At 48.7% G+C, this 19,863-nt stretch carries 20 protein-coding genes; all 20 read left to right on the top strand.

Annotated features, from left to right (window positions below):
- The first annotated feature begins 4 nt into the window (after positions 1–4).
- The 20 genes from hisC to M3650_RS22710 all read left to right on the top strand — a co-directional run bounded on the left by hisC (position 5) and on the right by M3650_RS22710 (position 19,830).
- Positions 5–1,102, top strand: coding sequence for a histidinol-phosphate transaminase (hisC, locus tag M3650_RS22805; RefSeq protein WP_251578077.1), 1,098 nt, complete (start codon positions 5–7; stop codon positions 1,100–1,102).
- The gene (locus tag M3650_RS22800; RefSeq protein WP_251578075.1) at positions 1,099–2,193 is read left to right on the top strand and encodes a prephenate dehydrogenase; all 1,095 of its coding nucleotides are present in this window, start codon (positions 1,099–1,101) and stop codon (positions 2,191–2,193) included. Before hisC ends, M3650_RS22800 begins: the two co-directional genes overlap by 4 nt.
- A gap of 402 nt (positions 2,194–2,595) precedes the next feature.
- Entirely contained in the window at positions 2,596–3,177 is a 582-nt protein-coding gene (locus M3650_RS22795) for an RNA polymerase sigma factor (protein ID WP_019421851.1), read from the top strand.
- A gap of 2 nt (positions 3,178–3,179) precedes the next feature.
- The gene (locus tag M3650_RS22790; protein WP_251578073.1) at positions 3,180–3,773 is read left to right on the top strand and encodes an anti-sigma factor family protein; all 594 of its coding nucleotides are present in this window, start codon (positions 3,180–3,182) and stop codon (positions 3,771–3,773) included.
- 27 nt (positions 3,774–3,800) lie between these two features.
- The gene (locus M3650_RS22785) at positions 3,801–4,415 is read left to right on the top strand and encodes a histidine phosphatase family protein (RefSeq protein ID WP_251578071.1); all 615 of its coding nucleotides are present in this window, start codon (positions 3,801–3,803) and stop codon (positions 4,413–4,415) included.
- 379 nt (positions 4,416–4,794) lie between these two features.
- Positions 4,795–6,606, top strand: a complete 1,812-nt coding sequence (locus tag M3650_RS22780) for a glucoamylase family protein (RefSeq protein WP_251578149.1) — start codon at positions 4,795–4,797, stop codon at positions 6,604–6,606.
- A 212-nt stretch (positions 6,607–6,818) separates the two neighbouring features.
- Entirely contained in the window at positions 6,819–7,973 is a 1,155-nt protein-coding gene (locus M3650_RS22775; RefSeq protein WP_251578069.1) for a hypothetical protein, read from the top strand.
- 86 nt (positions 7,974–8,059) lie between these two features.
- Positions 8,060–8,566, top strand: coding sequence for a gamma carbonic anhydrase family protein (locus tag M3650_RS22770; RefSeq protein ID WP_026011104.1), 507 nt, complete (start codon positions 8,060–8,062; stop codon positions 8,564–8,566).
- Positions 8,567–8,591: 25 nt separating this feature from the next.
- Positions 8,592–8,771 carry an IDEAL domain-containing protein gene (locus M3650_RS22765; RefSeq protein WP_019421857.1) on the top strand — a complete coding sequence of 60 codons (180 nt, stop codon included), beginning with the start codon at positions 8,592–8,594 and terminating at the stop codon, positions 8,769–8,771.
- Positions 8,772–8,864: 93 nt separating this feature from the next.
- A complete protein-coding gene (locus tag M3650_RS22760; protein ID WP_251578067.1) occupies positions 8,865–9,314 on the top strand; it encodes a DUF2487 family protein in 450 nt (149 codons plus the stop codon).
- 173 nt (positions 9,315–9,487) lie between these two features.
- Positions 9,488–10,024 carry a Rieske (2Fe-2S) protein gene (locus M3650_RS22755; RefSeq protein WP_019421859.1) on the top strand — a complete coding sequence of 179 codons (537 nt, stop codon included), beginning with the start codon at positions 9,488–9,490 and terminating at the stop codon, positions 10,022–10,024.
- Positions 10,025–10,043: 19 nt separating this feature from the next.
- Positions 10,044–10,715, top strand: coding sequence for a menaquinol-cytochrome c reductase cytochrome b subunit (gene qcrB, locus M3650_RS22750; RefSeq protein ID WP_019421860.1), 672 nt, complete (start codon positions 10,044–10,046; stop codon positions 10,713–10,715).
- Between the two features lie 16 nt (positions 10,716–10,731).
- Entirely contained in the window at positions 10,732–11,607 is an 876-nt protein-coding gene (locus M3650_RS22745; protein WP_233696488.1) for a menaquinol-cytochrome c reductase cytochrome b/c subunit, read from the top strand.
- 154 nt (positions 11,608–11,761) lie between these two features.
- On the top strand, positions 11,762–12,415 hold the full coding sequence (locus tag M3650_RS22740; RefSeq protein WP_251578065.1) for a DUF1405 domain-containing protein: 654 nt from the start codon (positions 11,762–11,764) through the stop codon (positions 12,413–12,415).
- A gap of 62 nt (positions 12,416–12,477) precedes the next feature.
- A complete protein-coding gene (locus M3650_RS22735; RefSeq protein WP_251578063.1) occupies positions 12,478–13,305 on the top strand; it encodes a sporulation protein YpjB in 828 nt (275 codons plus the stop codon).
- Between the two features lie 174 nt (positions 13,306–13,479).
- Entirely contained in the window at positions 13,480–14,766 is a 1,287-nt protein-coding gene (locus M3650_RS22730; RefSeq protein ID WP_251578061.1) for an ABC transporter substrate-binding protein, read from the top strand.
- A 77-nt stretch (positions 14,767–14,843) separates the two neighbouring features.
- Positions 14,844–15,728 (top strand): carbohydrate ABC transporter permease, encoded by an 885-nt coding sequence (locus M3650_RS22725; RefSeq protein WP_251578058.1) that lies wholly within the window; start codon positions 14,844–14,846, stop codon positions 15,726–15,728.
- Positions 15,725–16,546 (top strand): carbohydrate ABC transporter permease, encoded by an 822-nt coding sequence (locus M3650_RS22720; RefSeq protein WP_483311782.1) that lies wholly within the window; start codon positions 15,725–15,727, stop codon positions 16,544–16,546. Before M3650_RS22725 ends, M3650_RS22720 begins: the two co-directional genes overlap by 4 nt.
- A gap of 42 nt (positions 16,547–16,588) precedes the next feature.
- Entirely contained in the window at positions 16,589–18,334 is a 1,746-nt protein-coding gene (locus M3650_RS22715; RefSeq protein WP_251578056.1) for a sensor histidine kinase, read from the top strand.
- Positions 18,331–19,830 (top strand): response regulator, encoded by a 1,500-nt coding sequence (locus M3650_RS22710; RefSeq protein WP_251578054.1) that lies wholly within the window; start codon positions 18,331–18,333, stop codon positions 19,828–19,830. Before M3650_RS22715 ends, M3650_RS22710 begins: the two co-directional genes overlap by 4 nt.
- Positions 19,831–19,863 lie beyond the last annotated feature (33 nt).

Below are 19,863 nucleotides of genomic sequence, written 5' to 3'. Positions count from 1 at the left end.
CCGGATGCAACCGAAACGCAGTATTGTTCATCTCCCTGTGTACCAGCCGGGGAAATCAATTGAAGCAGTCAAGCGCGAGCTGGGCTTGGAACGCATTATTAAGCTCGCGTCTAATGAGAATCCATTCGGGTGCTCTGACAAGGCTAAGCAAGCGATTCAGCAAGAAATCGAGAATACGAGCCTCTATCCGGACGGCGCGGCGGTAGCTGTAACGGAAGCTGTAGCGAAGTATTTGGATGTTCAGCCAAATCAAGTTATATTCGGTGCGGGTTCAGACGAGATCATTCTTATGATCTGCCGGGCGTTCCTCGTTCCGGGGGACGAGCATATTATAGCGGATCAGACCTTCCCGCAATATAAGCACAATGCAGATATTGAAGGCGCGGTTACGGTTGAAATCCCGCTGCGTGACGGAACGCACGATCTGGAAGCGATGCTCGCCGCCGTCAATGAACGGACGAAGATTGTCTGGATTTGCAATCCGAACAATCCGACGGGCACGATCATATCGCAAGCAGAGCTGGATCGCTTCATGGAACAGGTGCCTGGCCATGTGCTTGTCGTGTTAGACGAGGCATATTGCGAATACGTTATGGATGACTCCTTTCCGGACAGCTTGAAGCTGATTTCGCAATACAACAACGTCATTTCATTGCGCACGTTCTCCAAAATTTATGGGTTGGCTTCTCTTCGAATCGGCTATGGGGTTGGTCATCCGGACGTTATCCACTTGATTAATCAAGTGCGCGAGCCATTCAACACGACGCGCTATGCTCAAGCGGCAGCCCTTGCTGCGGTACAGGATCAAGCCTTTATCGCAGATTGCCGGGAGAAGAATGCAGCTGGCATCAAATATATCGAGCAGCAACTTGAGCGGCTTCAGCTTACAAGCTTTCCGGCTCACGGCAACTTCATCATGGTCGATGTCGGCAGACCTGCCGTTGACATGTTCGACGCACTCCTTCGTCGCGGCATTATAACGCGCGCAGGACATAAGAAATACCCGAATCACTTGCGCATTACAGTCGGAAGCCAGGAGCAGAACGAAGCAATGATACAAGCATTGGAATCAGCGTTAGCAGAATATAAGGTGACATCATGAGAACCAAGATAACGATTTTGGGCGTGGGGCTTATTGGTGGCTCCCTCGCCCTTTGTTTTAAGAACAAGCCGGGACTGCATGTCGTCGGCTACTCGCCCAATCCCGCCTCTACAGAGAAATATATAAAGCGGGGCGTGGTCGATGAAGCTACGACATCCCTGAAGGAAGCCGTCCATGAAGCGGACTATATATTTGTCTGCTCACCGGTCGGGATGTTGGAGTCAATGCTCGGCCAATTGCGTGAACTGGATTTGAAGCCGGGTTGCATCGTGACCGACGTCGGCAGCACGAAAGATTCGGTCGCACGCTGCGCGCGTTCGCTTGGCTGGCATGATATCCACTTTATCGGAGGGCATCCGATGGCTGGTTCAGAACGTTCTGGGGTGGAAGCGGCCTCGACCTTGCTGTTCGAGAATGCATTCTACGTGCTGACACCGGATCAGGACGTCGATGAGGATGTATACAGCCGTCTTGTGTCGCTGCTTCGCTACACGAAAGCGCACATCATCCGCATGAATCCGGATGAGCACGACGAAGTGGTGGGAGCGATTAGCCACTTGCCGCATCTCGTCGCCGTTGCCCTAGTCAATCAAGTCAGACGCTATAACGAATCGAATGAGCTGCACGAGCTGTTGGCAGCCGGAGGATTCCGCGACATCACCCGCATCGCTTCGAGCGATCCGGTCATTTGGCGGGACATTTTGTTAAATAACAGGGATATTCTTCTCCATTTACTTCAGGACTGGAAAGCGGGCACGGAGCGCTTTATTGATTTATTACAGCGTCGTGACGGAGAAGGGATTATGCAGCAATTCGCGGAAGCGGGGGAATTCAGAAGCCGGATGCCGGAGCGCCGCAAAGGGGTTATTCACGCGCTGTACGATCTCTATATGGACGTACCGGACCATCCGGGGATTATAGGAAAGATAGCGTCGGAGCTTGGTAATCACCTCATCAACTTGAGCAATTTACAAATTATTGAGAGCCGTGAAGACGTTCCCGGAGTGCTCCGATTGTCTTTTCGCCATCAGAGCGACGCAGATCGTGCCAATGAGCTTCTGACTTCCAAAGGATTCACAATTTACGTCTAGCGGAAAAATTTGTGAAATTAAGAAAATATTTTACGAAACCTATTGACTAAATGAAAACGGATACAATATAATAACAGTACAGTATGGTTTCTCTCCACTCCTATCCAATAGAATTGCACTATGTGCAACCACTCCCTCTGGGAGTGGTCTTTTTTTTGTTAATATGCATTTCTTAAAAAATTTTAATCATATTTCGACTTTATTATGATAAAATACGACTATATCTGATAAGGTTGTGTAACATGTTTGTTTTACATATTACATACCCATAGTAAGGTGAACGGGGGTCTTCGTATGACTCCGATTATTGAACTCCGATCCGCAACTTTTTAAGACTTCAAGAGTATAACCTTTCAGTAGCGCATCGGGAAGGATATGGAAAGCAAGGAGGAACTTGAGTCCATGACCGATTCCCAAATCATCCGCGACATTAAAGACGGAGATGTCGAACAATTCGCGGAATTGATGAATCGTTATCAGCGCAAATTGCTATCATTCATTTTTCATATGTTGAAAAGTTCCCAGTTGGAATTGCTCGCTGAAGATTTATGTGCTGAGACGTTCTATAAAGCGTATCGAAGTCTGCATACGTTCCGTGAGGCGGATGCATCCTTTTCGACTTGGTTATATACGATTGCACGCAATACGGTGCTGAGTGAGCTCCGTAAGCAGCGAAGCATTCAAGTATCATTGGATGAAGACCATAGCATCGTTCCGGAAGCACCGAAGGAGGTAGCGCCGGAATATGCGCTGCTTCGCAATGAGAAGGTAACCTTGGTTCGTGAAGCGATTAACCGCTTGCCGGAGAAACAGCGTTCAGCCCTTATTCTTCGTGAGTACGACCAATTGGACTATCAGGAAATTGCCCAGGTGCTGGGGCAGACGGTAAGTTCAGTTAAATCGTTGCTATTCCGTGCTCGAGCCAGCGTAAAGACTCAGTTGGAGGCTTACATAGCAGAGCCGGGTGTTGAAGGGATGAACTAAAAATGAAATGTGCGGAAGCGCTCGAGTGGTTATCGGTTTACTCCGATATGCCTGCAGACGATCCGCAACGTCAAGCTATCGACAAGCATTTGAGCGAATGCGAGGCATGTGCGGAACAATTTGCAGTGTGGGCTGCAAGCGAACATTGGGTGGAAGAAGAAGCGGACATGGAATACCCGGCTAATCCCGCGGCTGGATTCCAGATGAGCAGCGTAATGGACCGCATCTATAAGGAGCAGGATTGGCTAATGCCGGTTCATCGCCGCTCGCAAATTTTATCCCTGCGTTCGCGTAATATGCTGGCAGGGATAATTTCTTTTTGTATGGCTATCTTCCTATGCGCCCTCGTTGTTCTTTTGATTCGTAATGGACAGTCGAATATGGAAGAAATGAGCGGACTGATTCCGACGGTGCTTGCCGGTAGTGAGCAGTCCTCCTGGTCGACAATGAGTATAGAACTGCCTGTGGCCAGTGTCAGCGATCCTATGATATTGCATGTCGTGCCTACGATACCTAACTATTGGATCGCGTTGTCTTTGTTCGGGGTCACGTTTGCGTTATTATTGTTAAATTGGTTGACGCGTGTGCGCCAATAACGTAGAACTGAATATAGAGGAGAAGATATGAGTCAAATCATCGGATTAGTGCGTCACGGATTAACCGATTGGAATGCACAAGGGAAAATACAAGGGCAGACGGATATTCCGCTCAATGCAACTGGACGCGAGCAAGCCAGGCTGCTGTCAGAACGATTAATCGCGGAGACGCACTCGTTCGACGTCATCATCTCAAGCGGTCTCGGGCGTGCGGAAGAGACGGCTCGCATTATTGCTGACGCGTTGCATATCCCATTGCTCAAGCCTGAGACAGGCTTGCGGGAACGGGCTTACGGGCTAGTCGAAGGAACGACGCCTGAGGAACGGGAGAGTCGGTGGGGGGCGGACTGGCGTCAAATGGACCTTGGTCAGGAACTTGACGAGTCGTTGAGACTGCGTGCCGCACAAGCGCTTGAATCGATTGCGAAGCAGCATGAAGGCAAGAACATATTGCTTGTTACCCATGGCAGTTGGTTGGCTCAACTCTTTATTGCGATATTCGGAGATAAGCTGCCAGGTCATATCGCTAATTTATCTTATTCCATACTTGAGCGTACGGGTGAAGGATGGCATCCGCTATTATATAACTGCACGAAGCATATGCAGTTATCGGATGCATTCACTTTACAGCGGAAGCTCTAACCTCAGGCAGTTCGTTTTCACTATCGTGATGCGGGCTGCTTTTATTTTGCACAAAATTGAAACGTTTCGAATGAAGTTGTGCGTCTAATCCTACATGACTGGGACCCCTCTGATCCTATACAGGCAAAAAGGGTCGCGTCGTTGAATCGATGGGGGAGGTGAGCAAGGCAATTGCTGACCAAGATCGAAAGCAATTGCGATTGGGGGGAGAGAGCACTCCTTGATGATGGGCAGCTCTTATGTGAGCAGGTATGAATAGGATGAAATAACCGCTTCGGGATAGAATTCATATCGATTATAGCTGGGTGGGGAACATCCAGATGAAATCGGCAGGGTAGAGGACAATCAACGGTAGAAAGGAGAGTTTGTTGTGAAGAAGATGGTTCATCAGAGAAGAAGCAAGTCGAAGAAGGCGGTATTCATTTTATTAGTGCTCGCTACGATGGTGTTTACGTCAGTTCCGCCGCCTGCCGCATTTGCTGCAGAGACGGATTTTGCAAAAATGCCCGATGAAGAGCTCTTGGATTATGAAAGCCGCAAATCATTCGATTTTTTCTGGGAAATGGTGAACACGAATCCAGACAGCCCAGGCTATGGGCTCATTCGAGATCGGGCGCCGAACGATGACAAAATGAGCAGTGTCGCTTCGGTAGGCTTTGGTCTGAGCGCGATTGTGATCGGGGTGGAGAGAGGCTGGATTACGGAAGAAGAAGGGAAAGAGAGAGTTAAGGGCACGCTGAACACGCTATTACATAAAGCCGAGCAGATCGAAGGCTTTTTCTATCACTTTCTTGATATGAATACGGCCAAACGATACGGTAATGTTGAAGTATCTATAATCGATACCGCTATCGCCGTCAGCGGAGCGCTCTCCGCTGGAGAATATTTCGGCGGGGAAATTAAAGTCATGGCGGAACAGTTGTATGACAAGGTCAATTGGGGATGGTACCGGGATTCTGACACGAACCAATTCTATATGGGATATTCGCCAGAAGATGCGGGTGACGGATTTAGCGGACATTGGGATTTCTATGCCGAACAATTCATGCTTTACTTTTTGGGCGTAGCTGCTCCGAATCCAGAGCATCGCGTCAATTCCGATATGTTCTATGATTTTGTGCGGCAATATGGGTCGTACGGAGGATACCCGGAATTTATTCACTCGTGGTTCGGTTCCATTTTTACACATCAGTTTTCTTACGCTTGGTTTGATGTAAGAAACAAAGCCGATCGGGAAGGCGTGGATTGGTGGCATAATTCGGTTATAGCGACGAAGACAGCACGGCAATTCAGCATCCTCAATTCGGATCAATACAAAACGTTCGGACCGAACGCATGGGGGATGACGGCAGCGGACGGACCGGATGGGTATGTGGGACGGTATGGCTCTGCCCCTTCGGGCTACGACAATGATCAGCACCGCATCGACGGAACGATTCCTACCGCCGGAGCGCTCGGATCGATCGTATTTGCCCCAGATGACGTCATGGACGCTTTACGGCATTATTATTCTTTTCCCGAATTAATCGGCCCCTACGGGTTGAAGGATTCCTTCAATCTCGATATCCGTGAGGAAGGCTGGTTCGCTGAGGATGTCATCGGTATAGACAAAGGAATTACTTTATTGATGATTGAGAATTATCGCACAGGCTTGGTATGGGATTTGATGAACAAAAATAAATATGTGCAGGCTGGCCTGAAACGAGTCGGGCTCACTGAGAACGGCACGACCGTCATCGACGATTTTGAAGGCAACCGCATACATTCGAACTGGTTCGATGGGGGCGATGGCGCATACACGTTATCCCCGGTGTTTGATACAACCCATACCGGGTTGGGAGCGCTGAAGGTGGGATATAACAAAACAACGGAATGGGCTTATTTTGCGGCTGATTTCAAACAGGAGAACCATTTTTCACAAGCGGATTCATGGTCAGCTTTTGTGAGCGGAACGACGGAATTGCTAATCAAATTCGAAACGGCTGCGGGAATGATCGAGAAATCGTTTCATACAAGTGGTGATGAGTGGAGCAAGCTCGAATGGGTGTTCTCTCCTGAAGAGAAAGGGAAACTCGTGGATACGAGAAGAATGCTCGTGTTTGCAGCGCCAGGGGAGCGTGACGTTACCGGAACGTTCTATGTGGATGATGTACAATTCAATGGGGAAGACACGCAGGTGTCGTTCCAATGAATTGGATTCAACAGCGACGATAGCGGATATCCATACCATCCCTGTTTCCTTTTCACTTGATGTTGGTTTCTCGGCAAGTTAAGTCCGGTTCACGACGAACCGGGCTTATTTTATTTTCAGAAACTGAATAAATGCTGAACTTTTTCCAATAATGGTTAATGTACATCGAGGATACGGCCAAGCGCAAAGTCTGATGGGAACGGAGGAATTGCATGAATTTGGCGGATATGCTCAGTTACGCGGACATTACTCAGTTAACTCGGATTGCTAAGCGTTACGGCTGCGTATGTAATGAAAATTCCAAGCATGAGCTCATCCAATCCATTCTGACCGTCTTAGGAAGGAAGGACGTATTCGAGCAGCATGTCATGGATATGACGCTCGAGGAGCTGCGCTTTCTCAATTCGATTTTATTCGATAAGCGTTCCTCATTCAGCTTGGAGGAGCTCGTTGCGCGCGTACAGCAGACCAAATTTGATACGGAGCGAAATGAAGAAGCTCCTCTTCTGCAGAAGGAGACGCACCCGCGTGATACGATCTCGAAATTTAAGCATAGCGGTTGGTTGTTTAACGGATGCAGTCAGCAGACAAAGTATCTGTTTCAAGTTCCTACTGACTTGAAGCGAAGATTCAAAGACGTGCTGCAGCAGTCATTCGCCACCAGATTGATCGTTACTGCCGAGCCTCAAGCCTATAGGGATGAGGATGGGCGAATGGGCGATGACATCGTGCAATTGCTCACATTCGTCCGCAATGAGAACATCCAGTTGAATGCCGAAGGCGTCATGTACAAAAAGATGCAGCAGCAGCTTCTTGAGACATTCGCCATTCATGAATCTACCGTGCCCAAAGGAGAATGGAGATTCGGCTACGGTCGGAGGTTTCATGATTATCCGAATCGGTTATCCTTAATCTATGACTACGCCTTCTTTCAAGGCTGGCTTGAGGAATGGGATGGCCGACTGCGTTGTTCACAGTCGGGAGAAGAGCGATTGGCGCAGGCCGGCACTGAACCATCTGCGTCACTGTATCGGTTCTGGCTTAAGCTTTACAAAAATGCAATACCGAATTTATTGTCGCTCGTTCATTGGATTCAGCTGTGTACGATGCGATGGACTACGATTGAGTCTTTGGAAGCAACATTGCTGCCGTATGTCAGGCCTTTTTACTACGATACGCCAACGGCAATCTTCAGGCAACGGATCATTATGATGATGCTGCATCTGGGGTTGATTCGGCTAGGTGAAGATGTCGTGCAAGGACAAGTGGTGCAAATTACGAAGAAAGGCCAGCATATTATTGACGGCGTGTATATTGCATACGAGGATAAAATTCAGCTAAGCGTTGACAAGCCACGTGCCCGTTGATACGATGAGACCAAAATTTTCCGGTTGAAAGTGGGATTAAACGCCCATTTAACAATGGAAATAAGGTCAATTCGGAGGGGATAATGGTGTACATACCTTATAAGGGCATCTTGCCAAGCATCGAACAGACAGTCTTCGTGGCGGAAGGCGCTAAAATTATCGGTGACGTGTCGGTTGGGTCGGAATCGACTGTGTGGTACAATGCTGTACTGCGTGGGGACTTGGCTCCGATTGTAATTGGAAATCGCGTCAACATACAAGACGGCGTCATCGGTCACGTCAATACGAATCAACCTTTAATCGTTCAAGACGGGGTCTCCGTCGGACATGGGGCAATCATTCATGGCTGTACGGTAGGCAATGGCACATTGATCGGCATGGGGGCGATTGTATTGAACGGTGCCGAGATCGGTGAATATGCTTTAGTAGGAGCAGGTTCTGTCGTCACTGAAAATAAAAAGATACCGGCCTATACTCTTTCTCTCGGTTCACCAGCTAGAGTCATACGCGAGCTGACAGAAGAAGATTTGCAACGCATGAAGAGAACAACGGAAAGCTATGTGGTGAAAGGAAAGGAATATAGGATCTCTTAATCGTGCAGGTTGGAGGTTGAATCCTATGGATAAAATGAAAGTAACGTATGAAGCAATGCTCAGCTTGACCGCTGAGATGATCTGGGACGAAGCTATACGTAAACATCGTACGGAACGCATATATGAGGAAATTGACAAAGCGCTGGCTTCTGGAGATGAAACGACGTTCCGGACGTTAACGGATGAATTGAAGACGTTGAGGTAATACCCCGATGAAGAAACGCTCACCGCGATTCTTCATTTTTTTGTATAACATTGTATAATGGAGAGGAAGATACAGGAAAACGGGGGGGACAGCATGAAGTTTAGTGAATTGACATTGGAGCAGTGGAAGGAATGGGAGCCTTATCTCGATACGTGTGTATTGCCGATTACCGGGCTTACAGGAGAGGAGTCGCCTGTTGAAGCAGCCGAACGTCTTGAAAGATTGCGGGACTGGCTGGACGGGGTGGAGATTCCGTTTCGCGGTCGTATGGTGACCTATCCTGCGTATCACTTCGTAATGGACAAGCAGCTGGAGCAGCAAGATATTTCATTAATAAATGGCGTTTGCTCCCGGCTGCGTGAGCGTGGATTTGCGTATATTGTCATAATTTCGGCTGACGTACGTATAACGAAGGACATGCTGGAGACAACGGATGAGGTGTTCACTCCGATGGAATTGCCATGGCAGGAATTAACTTTAGTCAAACAGGAAATGAATAAACGCATACAAAAGATGTGGTTTCAATCACAAACCGTTGTATAATTGTGACAAAATATAAACAATTCATGAGGTAAAATGTGTATGTCAAGGCAATTCGACTGGTAAATTCTTGACGCTTTCATGGGGCTGGGATATTATAGTGATGTCCTAGTTAGAATGTGATTATCGTCATAGCAACTTGCCAGAACGGTTGGGTAAAGGGGGTAAGACAGTATATGAGTAAACCGCACAATAATGAGCAAACACCTCAAAAGCCGGGCAAAGAAATGTCGCGTCGACAATTTCTTACTTACACATTGGGTGGCGCAAGCGCATTCATGTTCGTCGGTCCTGCGATTCCGATGGTTCGGTTTGCCGTCGATCCACTTCTACAGAAAAAGACAGAAGGTAAATACATCAAAGTAGTGGAAGCGAACAAAGTTACGAATGAACCGCAAGAATTTAGTTTCGAAATTACACAGATTGACGGCTGGTATGAGAGCAAGCCGACGCTTGTCGCCTGGGTCAGCAAAGATCAGCAAGGCAACATCTTTGCGCTATCTCCGATATGTAAGCACTTGGGCTGTACGGTGGACTGGAACAACAATGCGAAGTTCAAGGACCAGTACTTCTGCCCGTGCCACGGCGCGCACTATACGAGAGAAGGCAAACAACTCGCTGTTGCTCGTGCACCGCTCGACGAATACAAAGTCAAAGTGGAAAACGGCTTTGTATACTTAGGTGACATCATACCGAACCAACATGTGCAGTAACAAGGAGGCGTAATAACAGATGTTTAAAGGAGTGTACAGCTGGATTGACGAACGTCTGGATATCACGCCGATGTGGCGCGACGTGGCGGATCATGAAGTGCCGGAGCACGTAAACCCCGCGCATCATTTTTCCGCATTCGTGTACTGTTTCGGCGGTTTGACGTTCTTTATTACCGTTATTCAGATTTTGTCTGGAATGTTCTTGACAATGTATTATGTGCCGGACATCGTGAATGCGTATTACAGCGTCGAATATTTGCAAACGAAAGTGGCCTTCGGCCAGATTGTTCGCGGCATGCACCATTGGGGAGCCAGTCTAGTTATCGTTATGATGCTCTTACATACGCTACGGGTATTTTTCACCGGTTCATATAAGGCTCCCCGTGAAATGAACTGGGTTGTAGGCATGTTGATTTTCTTCGTCATGCTTGGTCTTGGGTTCACAGGGTATTTGTTGCCTTGGGACAACAAAGGTTACTTTGCTACGAAAGTCAGTATGGAGATTGCGGATACTGTTCCTTACATCGGACCGTATTTGAAAGAACTGCTGCAGGGCGGTACGGTTGTCGGCGCGCAAACGTTGACTCGTTTCTTTGCGATTCACGTCTTCTTCTTGCCGGGGGCTCTGCTGGCCTTGTTGGGCGCTCACTTCTTTATGATTCGCCGCCAAGGCATTTCGGGACCGCTATAAGAGAGGAGGAATCGAGATGGCACACGGAAAATCAAAAGATGAAAAAGTTGTATATGTGGGAGACTCTCGCGTCAAACAGAAAGTGAATGATATTACGCCGTTGGATTATTCATCCTATCCGGGCAAGTCAGAGGCGTTCATTCCGAACTTTCTGTTGAAAGAATGGATGGTCGGCTGCGTCGCGTTAGTCGCGATCTTCGTACTGACTATATCCGAACCGGCACCGCTCGGCTATCCGGCGAACCCTAACAATACCGGATTCGTACCGATTCCGGACTGGTATTTCTTGTTCCTGTATCAATTTCTGAAGTATCCGTACGCAGCGGGAAGCTACGTCGTCATTGGTACGGTTTTGATTCCAGGCTTAGCATTCGGGGGATTGCTGCTCGCTCCATTCTTGGATACGGGCAAGGAGCGCCGCTTCTACCGCCGACCGATCGCATCATCGTTAATGATTCTTTCTTTGCTCTCTTGCGTCTATCTGACCAAGACCGCGTGGGATGGCTACAAGCATGAGATTGCAGAACTGAACATTACACCAGAGCATATCGAACGGGAAGAGAAAGCTCGTGAAGCGGCACTGGCTGGCAAGCCAGCCGGTCAGCCGAAGCCGAACAAATCAATTGCGATCGTCGATAAAGACGATCCTGCCTTCGCCAACATGAAAAAGGCCGGTTGTCTTGCATGTCACGCCACTGATATGAAAGGTGCTTCTGGTCCTGCCTTGCTAGGTATCGGGGATACGATGAATAAAGACCAAGTCTTGGACGTCATTAAGAACGGTAAAGGAAACATGCCGCCAATGGTGGATAGCGCCAAGGCACAAGGTCTTAATGACGAAGATATCGAGCATATCGCGGATTGGCTTGCGAAACAGAAAGCAGCACAGTAAAATAAGGATGAAAGAGAAACCTGACTGCATGAGCGGTCAGGTTCTATTTCTGATCGTGAACCATTTCTGATCTTGTTGAAAAATTACATGCAGTACATGAAAAGGCGAGTGAACATTGCCGCTATACGATTGCATGTGGGAAAGAAGGGAATGCATGAAGCCGCTTTCGTTAATAAGCCGCAGCTTTTTATCGCGCCGCTGGGTGCTGGGATTGCTGTTCTGGTGCAACCTGCTGGGAACGATTTACGGGTATTATTGGTACAAAAGTCAACTCCTCTATACGTGGGAGCATCATCCGTTCTGGCAAATCGTCTTCGTGCCGGATAGCCCGACAGCAAGCTTGTTTTTTACCATCAGCATCGGGATGTTGCTGATCTGTCCGCGTCCGCGTTCCACATGGGGAACGGTCGTGAAAAATATAATCGAAGCGCTTGCCGTTGTCACCTCGATAAAATATGGGGTATGGGCATGTGCGATGATTGTCGCGGGAGCCTATAAAGGGTCGCCGATGATGTGGCAGGACTGGATGCTTATCGGCTCTCATTTGGCCATGGCCGTTGAAGCGCTGTTGTATGTGCGCTTATTCAGCTACGGTAGTGCAAGTCTGACGATTGCGGCTTGTTGGACATGGCTCAATGACACGGTGGATTATAGCGCGGGAATCTACCCTTGGCTGCCGAGCACTTTACAGGATGATATACTTGCCGTCTGCCTGTTCACGTTCATATTGACCGGAATGAGCGTCTTGCTCGCTTGGGTAACGATGCGTCAAGCGAGAGGTAGAAGTGCTAGCTTACATATGAAGTAGAACGAGAGATGCTTGTTCTAAATGTGGACATCTCCCCATACGATGATGAGGGAGGGATGTACATGCGTGCGCTCATCGTCATGTTCGGAATTTTCGGATTATGCTTGTTTGCTTATGCACCTGCAGCTGTGGCGTTGACCGGCGAAAAGCTGGATACAGGGCCTGGCGCGAATTGGCGTATGTTGGACAAACAAGCGGAGGAACTATACCGTTTTGTCGTCGCCGGAGAGTGGGAAAAGGCACAGCACAAAGTGACAGAGATAGGTAAGTTGATGACAGAGACTTCGTTCACGGGTGTGACGGGTGTTGAGGGTGTACGAGCTTTGAGCGATGCGATTGTGCAGGTGAAGCGAGCCCTGCCCGCCGTTGAAATCAATGAACCGAAGCTAATGCACGTAACGGCGCGCCTGCGCCTGGCTACGGATGCGTTAACCCATCCAAAGCAAGCAATGTGGCTGCAGTATGAGCAGGTGCTGCGTGATGATATGAGTCGTCTTATGCAAGCGGAACGAAAAGAAGATTGGCAGATCAGGGCAAACCAATGGCTGGAGCATATAGACCGGATAAGAGCGGCCGCCATCATTCAACGCAATCCACAGTCGATAGAAATAATGGAGTCCATCGTTCAGCTCGTTCAGCGGGGCGTGCAAGGTGAGATTCGAACGGCAGAAGTGAATCAAACGCTGAATAAGTATGGAGATGTGCTGTTAAGCCAATTGTTCGGCAAGTCGAAGGAAGAACCTGCGTTAGGACCATTGCAGAATGATTCGCTGCCAATGCAGTGGACGTTCATGCTCGCATTTATCGTCTGCTTGACATTAACCTACGTTGCCTTTCAGAAGTATCGCTATGAGCAGGATGTGATTCGTCCTGGTCGTTTCAGAAAATGATCAGGATAAAAGTAGGCCAAAACGCATTCGTCCCTGACGAATGCGTTTTTTATGTTTTAACTCAATTGCCGCACAGATTAAAAAAGAGCGCTTTCATCGTAGATTAGGTCGTATCTTGCATGTGAATAGCTTGATAAAATGGTGACAACGCTTACAACTAGGAGGTCCAAACCAATGAAAACGCGATTCATTAAAGGGGTAACCGTAGCATTGGCAGCAGTTCTGCTGCTAGCTGGATGTTCCAGCAGATCGGGAGATACGAAGATAGATACCGATCAAACGAAGAAAAGTAGTTCGGCCGCGTCAAGAATAACGGTCGACAGCAGTGTGAATGATCCGGTTGTTCAAAGAGTGTACAAAGATATCGTGGAGGCGTTCAAGCAAGAAAATCCAGATATCGACGTCGACCTGCAGTTCCCGGGCTCTGAGCATGATAACATCTTGAAAGTAAAGATGGCAGCGAACGAAATGCCGGACGTCTTCGATACACATGGGTGGGCGCAGGTGCGCTATGGCAATTACTTGGCGGATTTGCGTGATGAAGCGTGGGTTCCTCAATTAACGGACACCATCAAAGATGTTGTCACTGACAAAGATGGCAAAGTATACGCACTCGTGTTGAGCGAAGCGAAAGACGGGTTCACCTACAATGCCGATCTGCTTGAAAAATTGAATATCCCGGTTCCAAAGACATTTGACGAATTGATGGCGGCAGCCGATAAGATTGTGAAAGAAACGAACGGCGAGACGGTTCCGTTCCACTTCTCCGGCATCGACGATTGGACGATCGGCCAATACTTCGATCTGATGGCGACACCGCTGCTCATCAGCCCGGAGAACAATGAGAAAGATGCGCTTCTGGACGGAACGTTCAATTGGACGAAGTGGACGCCACTGCCTGAGAAGTTTCAAGAAATGCACGAAAAAGGCTACATCAACAAAGATGTCATCACTGCAAAATACAGCGATGCTTCCCGTCAGTTTGCGGAGGGAAAAGTAGCATTCGTTATGGTTAACCCAAGTTTTGCGGAAGAAGTGCGCAAAATCAATAAAGACATGAAAATCGGCTACATGCCTGTGCCTGCGCTGGTTGCTGGCGACGAGCCAAGCTTCTCAGGCGGCGAGCGCTTTACGATGGGGATATGGAAAGACTCCGAAAAAATGGAGCAAGCGAAGAAGTTCCTCGCATTCTTTGCCAAGCCAGAGAACATGAGCAAAATCGCCAACGTCACGATGCTTCCTCCGGGACTCAACGGCGTTGAAGCGCAGCACGAATTCTCTCCTTTCTATGAGCAATACAAAGATGTTCGTGTATTCCCTTACTTCGACCGCGTCTTTTTGCCGAGTGGAATGTGGGATGTATTGTGCAAGCAAGGTACAGAGCTCTTGGCGGGACGTACCACGCCGGAGAAATATTCCGAAGTAATGAAGCAAGAAGTAGAACGTCTGAGAAATAGATAGACGACAAGCTTATGTGAAGAGGGCGTTGTTCATCCGAGCAAGCCCTCTCTCCATTAGAGGTCAGGAGTGAGGTAACGATGGAGACGAAGAGAAAGCTATCATCGGGCAGCGTTTTGAATTTATTTTATATTCCCGCCCTAGCGCTGTTTGCTGTGTTTGTGTTCTATCCCTTTATAAAGGGAATCCAGATTTCGTTTACGAACTGGGACGGGTATTCTCAAGATTTCAGATGGATCGGCTTTGACAACTACAGCCGGATGTTCTCTGATCCACAGATTGTTAACGTCATGAAAAACACGCTTATTTACGGTATGGGCAGCACTTTTTTGCAAAATATGCTCGGTCTGTTGTACGCTTTATACTTGAACCGCTCGATTCGGGCCAAAGGACTTATCCGAACTATCGTATATTTACCGGTTATCATTAGTCCGCTCATTATGGGCTACATCTGGTATTTCTTCTTCCAATACAACGGGGGCGCTCTGAACGATATTGTTCTATTGTTCCAGGACGAGCCGATTAACTTATTAGCAAATGCGGATATAAACGTATGGATCATCACTTTTGTCAATACGTTCCAATACATGGGGATTGCGATGGTTATTTATTTGGCCGGTTTGCAATCGATTTCAAAAGAGTATTATGAAGCTGCGCAAATTGACGGAGCATCGTCACTCAAGCAATTCCGCAACATTACACTGCCGCTGCTCGCGCCGTCCATCACGATTAACGTGGTGCTCAATCTGATCGGCGGGTTGAAGCTGTTCGACGTTATTATTGCCATGACCAACGGCGGACCGGGGTATGCGTCCTCGTCGCTATCTACGTTGATGTATCATCTGTATTTCTCTAGACAAGATGCGGGTTATGCGGCTTCGCTCGGCAACCTGATGTTCGTCATTATATCCGTCATTAGTATGTCTGCGCTGTACTTCTTGCGGAGAAAGGAGATGCAGCAATGATGAAAGCGTACAAAAAATGGCTCATTGTCATCGGTTCGATTTTGCTCGTTGCGATTCATACGATTCCGTTTTATATTTTGTTGACCAGCTCTTTCAAGGCGACGGACGATCTTTCTTCCAAATGGGCATTTCCGGGGTATTTGTATCTCGACAACTTCGTGAATGCTTGGAATGAGGCGAATCTCGGCAGAGCGTTCATTAATAATACCATTATTACAGGAGTTGCGATGGTTCTCGTCGTCGTCATCGGCTCGTTGGCTGCCTATCCGTTAGCGCGTCATCAGACGAAGTGGAACAAATTCATGTATATGTTGTTCATCTCGGTGCTCATCGTGCCGCCGTTGGCGATTCTGGTGCCATTGTACCGTTTCTACGTTGATATCCAAGCGCTCAATACGTACTGGGGAATCATTCTCATCCATGTGACGTTCAACTTGCCGATTACGATATTTTTGTATACCGGGTTCATCGGAACGATACCGAAAGATTTGGATGAAGCGGGCATGATCGACGGATCCAGCCGTATCGGACTATTTTTCCGGCTCATTATGCCGCTGCTCAAGCCAGTGACGGCGACCGTTATTATTTTGGCGGGGGTTGCGATTTGGAATGACTATCAATTCTCGGTATTTTTCTTGGAAAAGACCGAAGTGCGGACGATCACTGTATCATTGGCGAAATTTTTCGGACAATATAACAGCAATATCGGTTGGGTTGCCGCAGGCTCGCTTATGGGGGCGCTGCCGATAACATTGGTTTATTTGGCACTGCAGAAGCAGTTCATTCACGGCTTGTCTTCTGGCGCGGTCAAAGGGTAGAAAGCGGCCTTTTGACTACGTACTAAACGGTAGGAGGGCATCATGACATTACAGAAATTGCACTCGCTGCGCTCTAAACTGCTCGTTCTGTACTTCATCATTTTAATGATTCCGATGATTGTCATCGTGTACGTGATGCCCTCCTATTTTTATAACGTCATAACGGACAAGACGTCGATGCAGACGGAGACAATTTTGGAATCGCTGTCGAAAAATATGGAGACGTATTTAGACGATTTGGTACGGCTTACGATTACGCCTTATTTGAGCGATGAAGTTATGACCGCGCTGAAATTGAAAGCGAGTTCACGCTATAGCGAGGTAGACGATTATACGAAGCTGCTGTCGGAGCGCGCGCTGCGCAACAGCTTGCCGAATTTGATGCGCAATCTGCGGAGCGACATTCTTGGAATTGTGCTGCTGCCGCTGGACGGTTCTACTTATATGATCCCTTCCTCACAAGGGGGACAGATTACAGAGAATTACCCATTCCGGGATCAAGCTTGGTATAAGAAAGCGTATGATGCCGATGGCAAAACGGTATTCATTAGCCCGCATCCGCGTGATTATGTTACGAATCCGGCCGTGTCGCACGCCTTCTCGGTAGCCCGGCTCATTCAGGATCCAGATTCAAGACAACCGCTTGCCGTTCTGATGGCTGATGCGGATCTGTCGATCATTAATCATTTGGTCAAGGATATCGAATTCGATGTCTCTTCGGTGGTGAGCATCTATGATCAGGACGATAAGTTGATCTTCTCCAATCACGATCTGTCAGAAGAGATGCAATTGCAAGTTGTCCAAGCTGGTGAAGTGGTTAAAGGTGAGCACGATTCGTATGTCAAAATCGCGAAGAAGATGAGCAGCTCAGGATGGAGCATCGTCGTGCTGCTGTCCGAGACGGAATTAATGAATAATATCCGTTGGTTCTATATCGTCGGCGCATTGTTCGCCATTGCCGGAGTGGTGGCGACATTCCTGCTGTTCAACCTGTTATCGCGTTGGATTATCAATCCATATAACAAGCTGCTGGCCGCTATGAATCGCTTCCGGCGCGGAGATTGGCAATCGCGCATTGAAGTGAAGAGTGGTTCAGGCGAGATACATGAGTTATCGCTTGCCTATAACATGATGGCGGATCAGATTAGCGATATGGTCAAACGAGAATATATCGGCAAGCTGCAGCTGAAAGAGGCAGAGTACCGTGCGCTGCAGTCGCAGATTCAGCCTCATTTTCTCTATAATACGTTGAATGGATTTATCGGTTTGAACCGCATGAACAAGCGGGATGTGTTGGAGGAAGCCATCGTGTCGCTCAGCCGAATGCTGCGCTATACACTAGAAGATCGGACGAAGAGCACCGTTCGTGAGGAATTCGATTTTTTGCAGCGATATTGCGAGTTGCAGCAGATGCGATTCGGCGACAAGTTTACATTCCGAATCGCGCATGAGGAGGAAGTCGGCGAGTATACGATTCCGAAGCTGCTGCTTCAGCCGCTCGTCGAGAACGCGATCATACATGGCATCGAACCGCTCAGGCGTCCAGCCGCCTTGCAGGTGAATGCTGCGATGGAGCTGGTGGATGGCGAGCAATGGCTCTCGATTGTAATCGAAGATACCGGAAAAGGCTTCGATGCCGCAGCGGTCCGGCCGAATGCGGTCGGGCTGGTCAATACGAAGGAACGCTTGAACCTGCTGTACCAGTCGCCGGTCTTTGCCGTGCAAAGCGCAGTGCATGAGGGGACGAAGATTACGATTCAAATCCGGAAGGAAGAAGTGAGTGCATGAGAATTATCATTGCCGATGATGAATATCTGGTGCGCATGACTCTGGTGAGCATGATTCAAGAGATGCCGCATCCGTTTGAAATATGCGGCCAAGCGGAGAGCGGAGAGGAACTGCTTGACCTGCTGCCGGATTGCAGACCCGATATTGTGCTGCTCGATCTGCGGATGCCGGAGATGGGCGGGTTGGAGGCGATGCGCATCGGGAAAGATCAATCTCCGATGACGCATTGGATCATTCTTACCGGCTTCTCCGACTTTGACAGTGCGCGGGAATCCGTCAAGCTGGGGGCATCCGATTACCTGCTGAAGCCGTCGAGCGCCAAGGAATTAGAGCAGGCGCTGCTTAGAGTCGCCAAGATGGTGCAAGAACAGCGCAACCTGCTTCAGAAGCAGTTCGAGAGCAATTTGAACGCGGCCTTCTCGGGTTGGATTGACCCTGCATTGGCGCGCAAAGATACATTTATGGATCGGGCGCATTATACCGGCGTCTCGTTCGCGATCGACATTGGTATGGAAGAACGGGCGGAATCGTTCCACCAGCAATTTTTTTCGCAGCTGCGCCTTGAGATGGAAGCTGACGTATCAGAGTCATTCTATCCCGCTCTGTTCATGCTTCCCAATGGAGAGATGGCCTTTATCGGCGCTTGGCTGCCGGAGCGGGAGGAGGAGGGAAGCCGGGTGCTGCGCAGGCTCCTGCGCAAGCTGGAAGCAGATGTGCAGGCACGAAGCGGCAAGCAGGCTGCCGTGACGTTATTCTCGACGGGGGTATGCCTCTCGTTGCAGGAGCTGCGGCTGGAACTGAACGAATGTTCGCGCGCAGCTCCGCTGCGCGTGACGAAAGGGATTGGCAGACATTGGAGCAAGGAGCAGCTCGTCGGCCAGCACCCCGAATGGCTTATGGAACTCGGCCAACTATGGCTCGATCTGAGTGAAGCCTATAAGGCACACCATTATTTGGCCTATATGAAGACGGTTGATCGTCTCCGCCAGCATTTCATTACAGAAGGATTGCACAGTTTGCCTCAGCCTGTGGCTCAACCGATTGAAGAGTATGCTTGTGTAGCTTTGAACCGCCGAATCAGTTTACAGGGAGATGAATGGGTTCGGACACTATATGAGATCGGGGAATCGGTGCTCCAGCACCATGCTTCGAAGGATAGCGGTTCACGGATGATCGAACAGGTCATTTCCTATTTGGAACAGCATTATGCATGTGAAATCACATTGGCGGAGCTGGCCCGGGACTTCCGTGTGACGCCGAACTATTTAAGCACGTTATTTCATCAAACGACAGGCACGACCTTTGTGAAATATGTAACCCGGCTGCGGATGATGCAGGCGAAGCAGCTGCTTGCGGACCAAGCTCTGCAGGTGCAGCAGGTTGCCGAAAAAGTCGGTTATTACAGCACCAGACATTTTACGAAATGCTTCTTCGAATTCGAGGGATGCTCGCCGTCCGAATATAAGAAGAAGCGGAAGCTGCAAGATTTGCATTAAGGTATTCATGCTTGCAACAAATAGATGAAGAAA

The sequence above is a fragment of the Paenibacillus sp. MER TA 81-3 genome, from assembly GCF_023713585.1.
Taxonomy (GTDB): domain Bacteria; phylum Bacillota; class Bacilli; order Paenibacillales; family Paenibacillaceae; genus Paenibacillus_B; species Paenibacillus_B profundus.
Note: the sequence above shows the minus strand (reverse complement) of the source record. Positions and strands in the feature narration are given on the sequence as shown.

What these genes read in the sequence shown, in the direction of transcription:
- hisC (WP_251578077.1), top strand. Translation starts at nt 5, where the DNA reads ATGCAACCGAAACGCAGTATTGTTCATCTCCCTGTGTACCAGCCGGGG.
- M3650_RS22800 (WP_251578075.1), top strand. Translation starts at nt 1,099, where the DNA reads ATGAGAACCAAGATAACGATTTTGGGCGTGGGGCTTATTGGTGGCTCC.
- M3650_RS22795 (WP_019421851.1), top strand. Translation starts at nt 2,596, where the DNA reads ATGACCGATTCCCAAATCATCCGCGACATTAAAGACGGAGATGTCGAA.
- M3650_RS22790 (WP_251578073.1), top strand. Translation starts at nt 3,180, where the DNA reads ATGAAATGTGCGGAAGCGCTCGAGTGGTTATCGGTTTACTCCGATATG.
- M3650_RS22785 (WP_251578071.1), top strand. Translation starts at nt 3,801, where the DNA reads ATGAGTCAAATCATCGGATTAGTGCGTCACGGATTAACCGATTGGAAT.
- M3650_RS22780 (WP_251578149.1), top strand. Translation starts at nt 4,795, where the DNA reads ATGGTTCATCAGAGAAGAAGCAAGTCGAAGAAGGCGGTATTCATTTTA.
- M3650_RS22775 (WP_251578069.1), top strand. Translation starts at nt 6,819, where the DNA reads ATGAATTTGGCGGATATGCTCAGTTACGCGGACATTACTCAGTTAACT.
- M3650_RS22765 (WP_019421857.1), top strand. Translation starts at nt 8,592, where the DNA reads ATGGATAAAATGAAAGTAACGTATGAAGCAATGCTCAGCTTGACCGCT.
- M3650_RS22760 (WP_251578067.1), top strand. Translation starts at nt 8,865, where the DNA reads ATGAAGTTTAGTGAATTGACATTGGAGCAGTGGAAGGAATGGGAGCCT.
- M3650_RS22755 (WP_019421859.1), top strand. Translation starts at nt 9,488, where the DNA reads ATGAGTAAACCGCACAATAATGAGCAAACACCTCAAAAGCCGGGCAAA.
- qcrB (WP_019421860.1), top strand. Translation starts at nt 10,044, where the DNA reads ATGTTTAAAGGAGTGTACAGCTGGATTGACGAACGTCTGGATATCACG.
- M3650_RS22745 (WP_233696488.1), top strand. Translation starts at nt 10,732, where the DNA reads ATGGCACACGGAAAATCAAAAGATGAAAAAGTTGTATATGTGGGAGAC.
- M3650_RS22740 (WP_251578065.1), top strand. Translation starts at nt 11,762, where the DNA reads ATGAAGCCGCTTTCGTTAATAAGCCGCAGCTTTTTATCGCGCCGCTGG.
- M3650_RS22735 (WP_251578063.1), top strand. Translation starts at nt 12,478, where the DNA reads ATGCGTGCGCTCATCGTCATGTTCGGAATTTTCGGATTATGCTTGTTT.
- M3650_RS22730 (WP_251578061.1), top strand. Translation starts at nt 13,480, where the DNA reads ATGAAAACGCGATTCATTAAAGGGGTAACCGTAGCATTGGCAGCAGTT.
- M3650_RS22725 (WP_251578058.1), top strand. Translation starts at nt 14,844, where the DNA reads ATGGAGACGAAGAGAAAGCTATCATCGGGCAGCGTTTTGAATTTATTT.
- M3650_RS22720 (WP_483311782.1), top strand. Translation starts at nt 15,725, where the DNA reads ATGATGAAAGCGTACAAAAAATGGCTCATTGTCATCGGTTCGATTTTG.
- M3650_RS22715 (WP_251578056.1), top strand. Translation starts at nt 16,589, where the DNA reads ATGACATTACAGAAATTGCACTCGCTGCGCTCTAAACTGCTCGTTCTG.
- M3650_RS22710 (WP_251578054.1), top strand. Translation starts at nt 18,331, where the DNA reads ATGAGAATTATCATTGCCGATGATGAATATCTGGTGCGCATGACTCTG.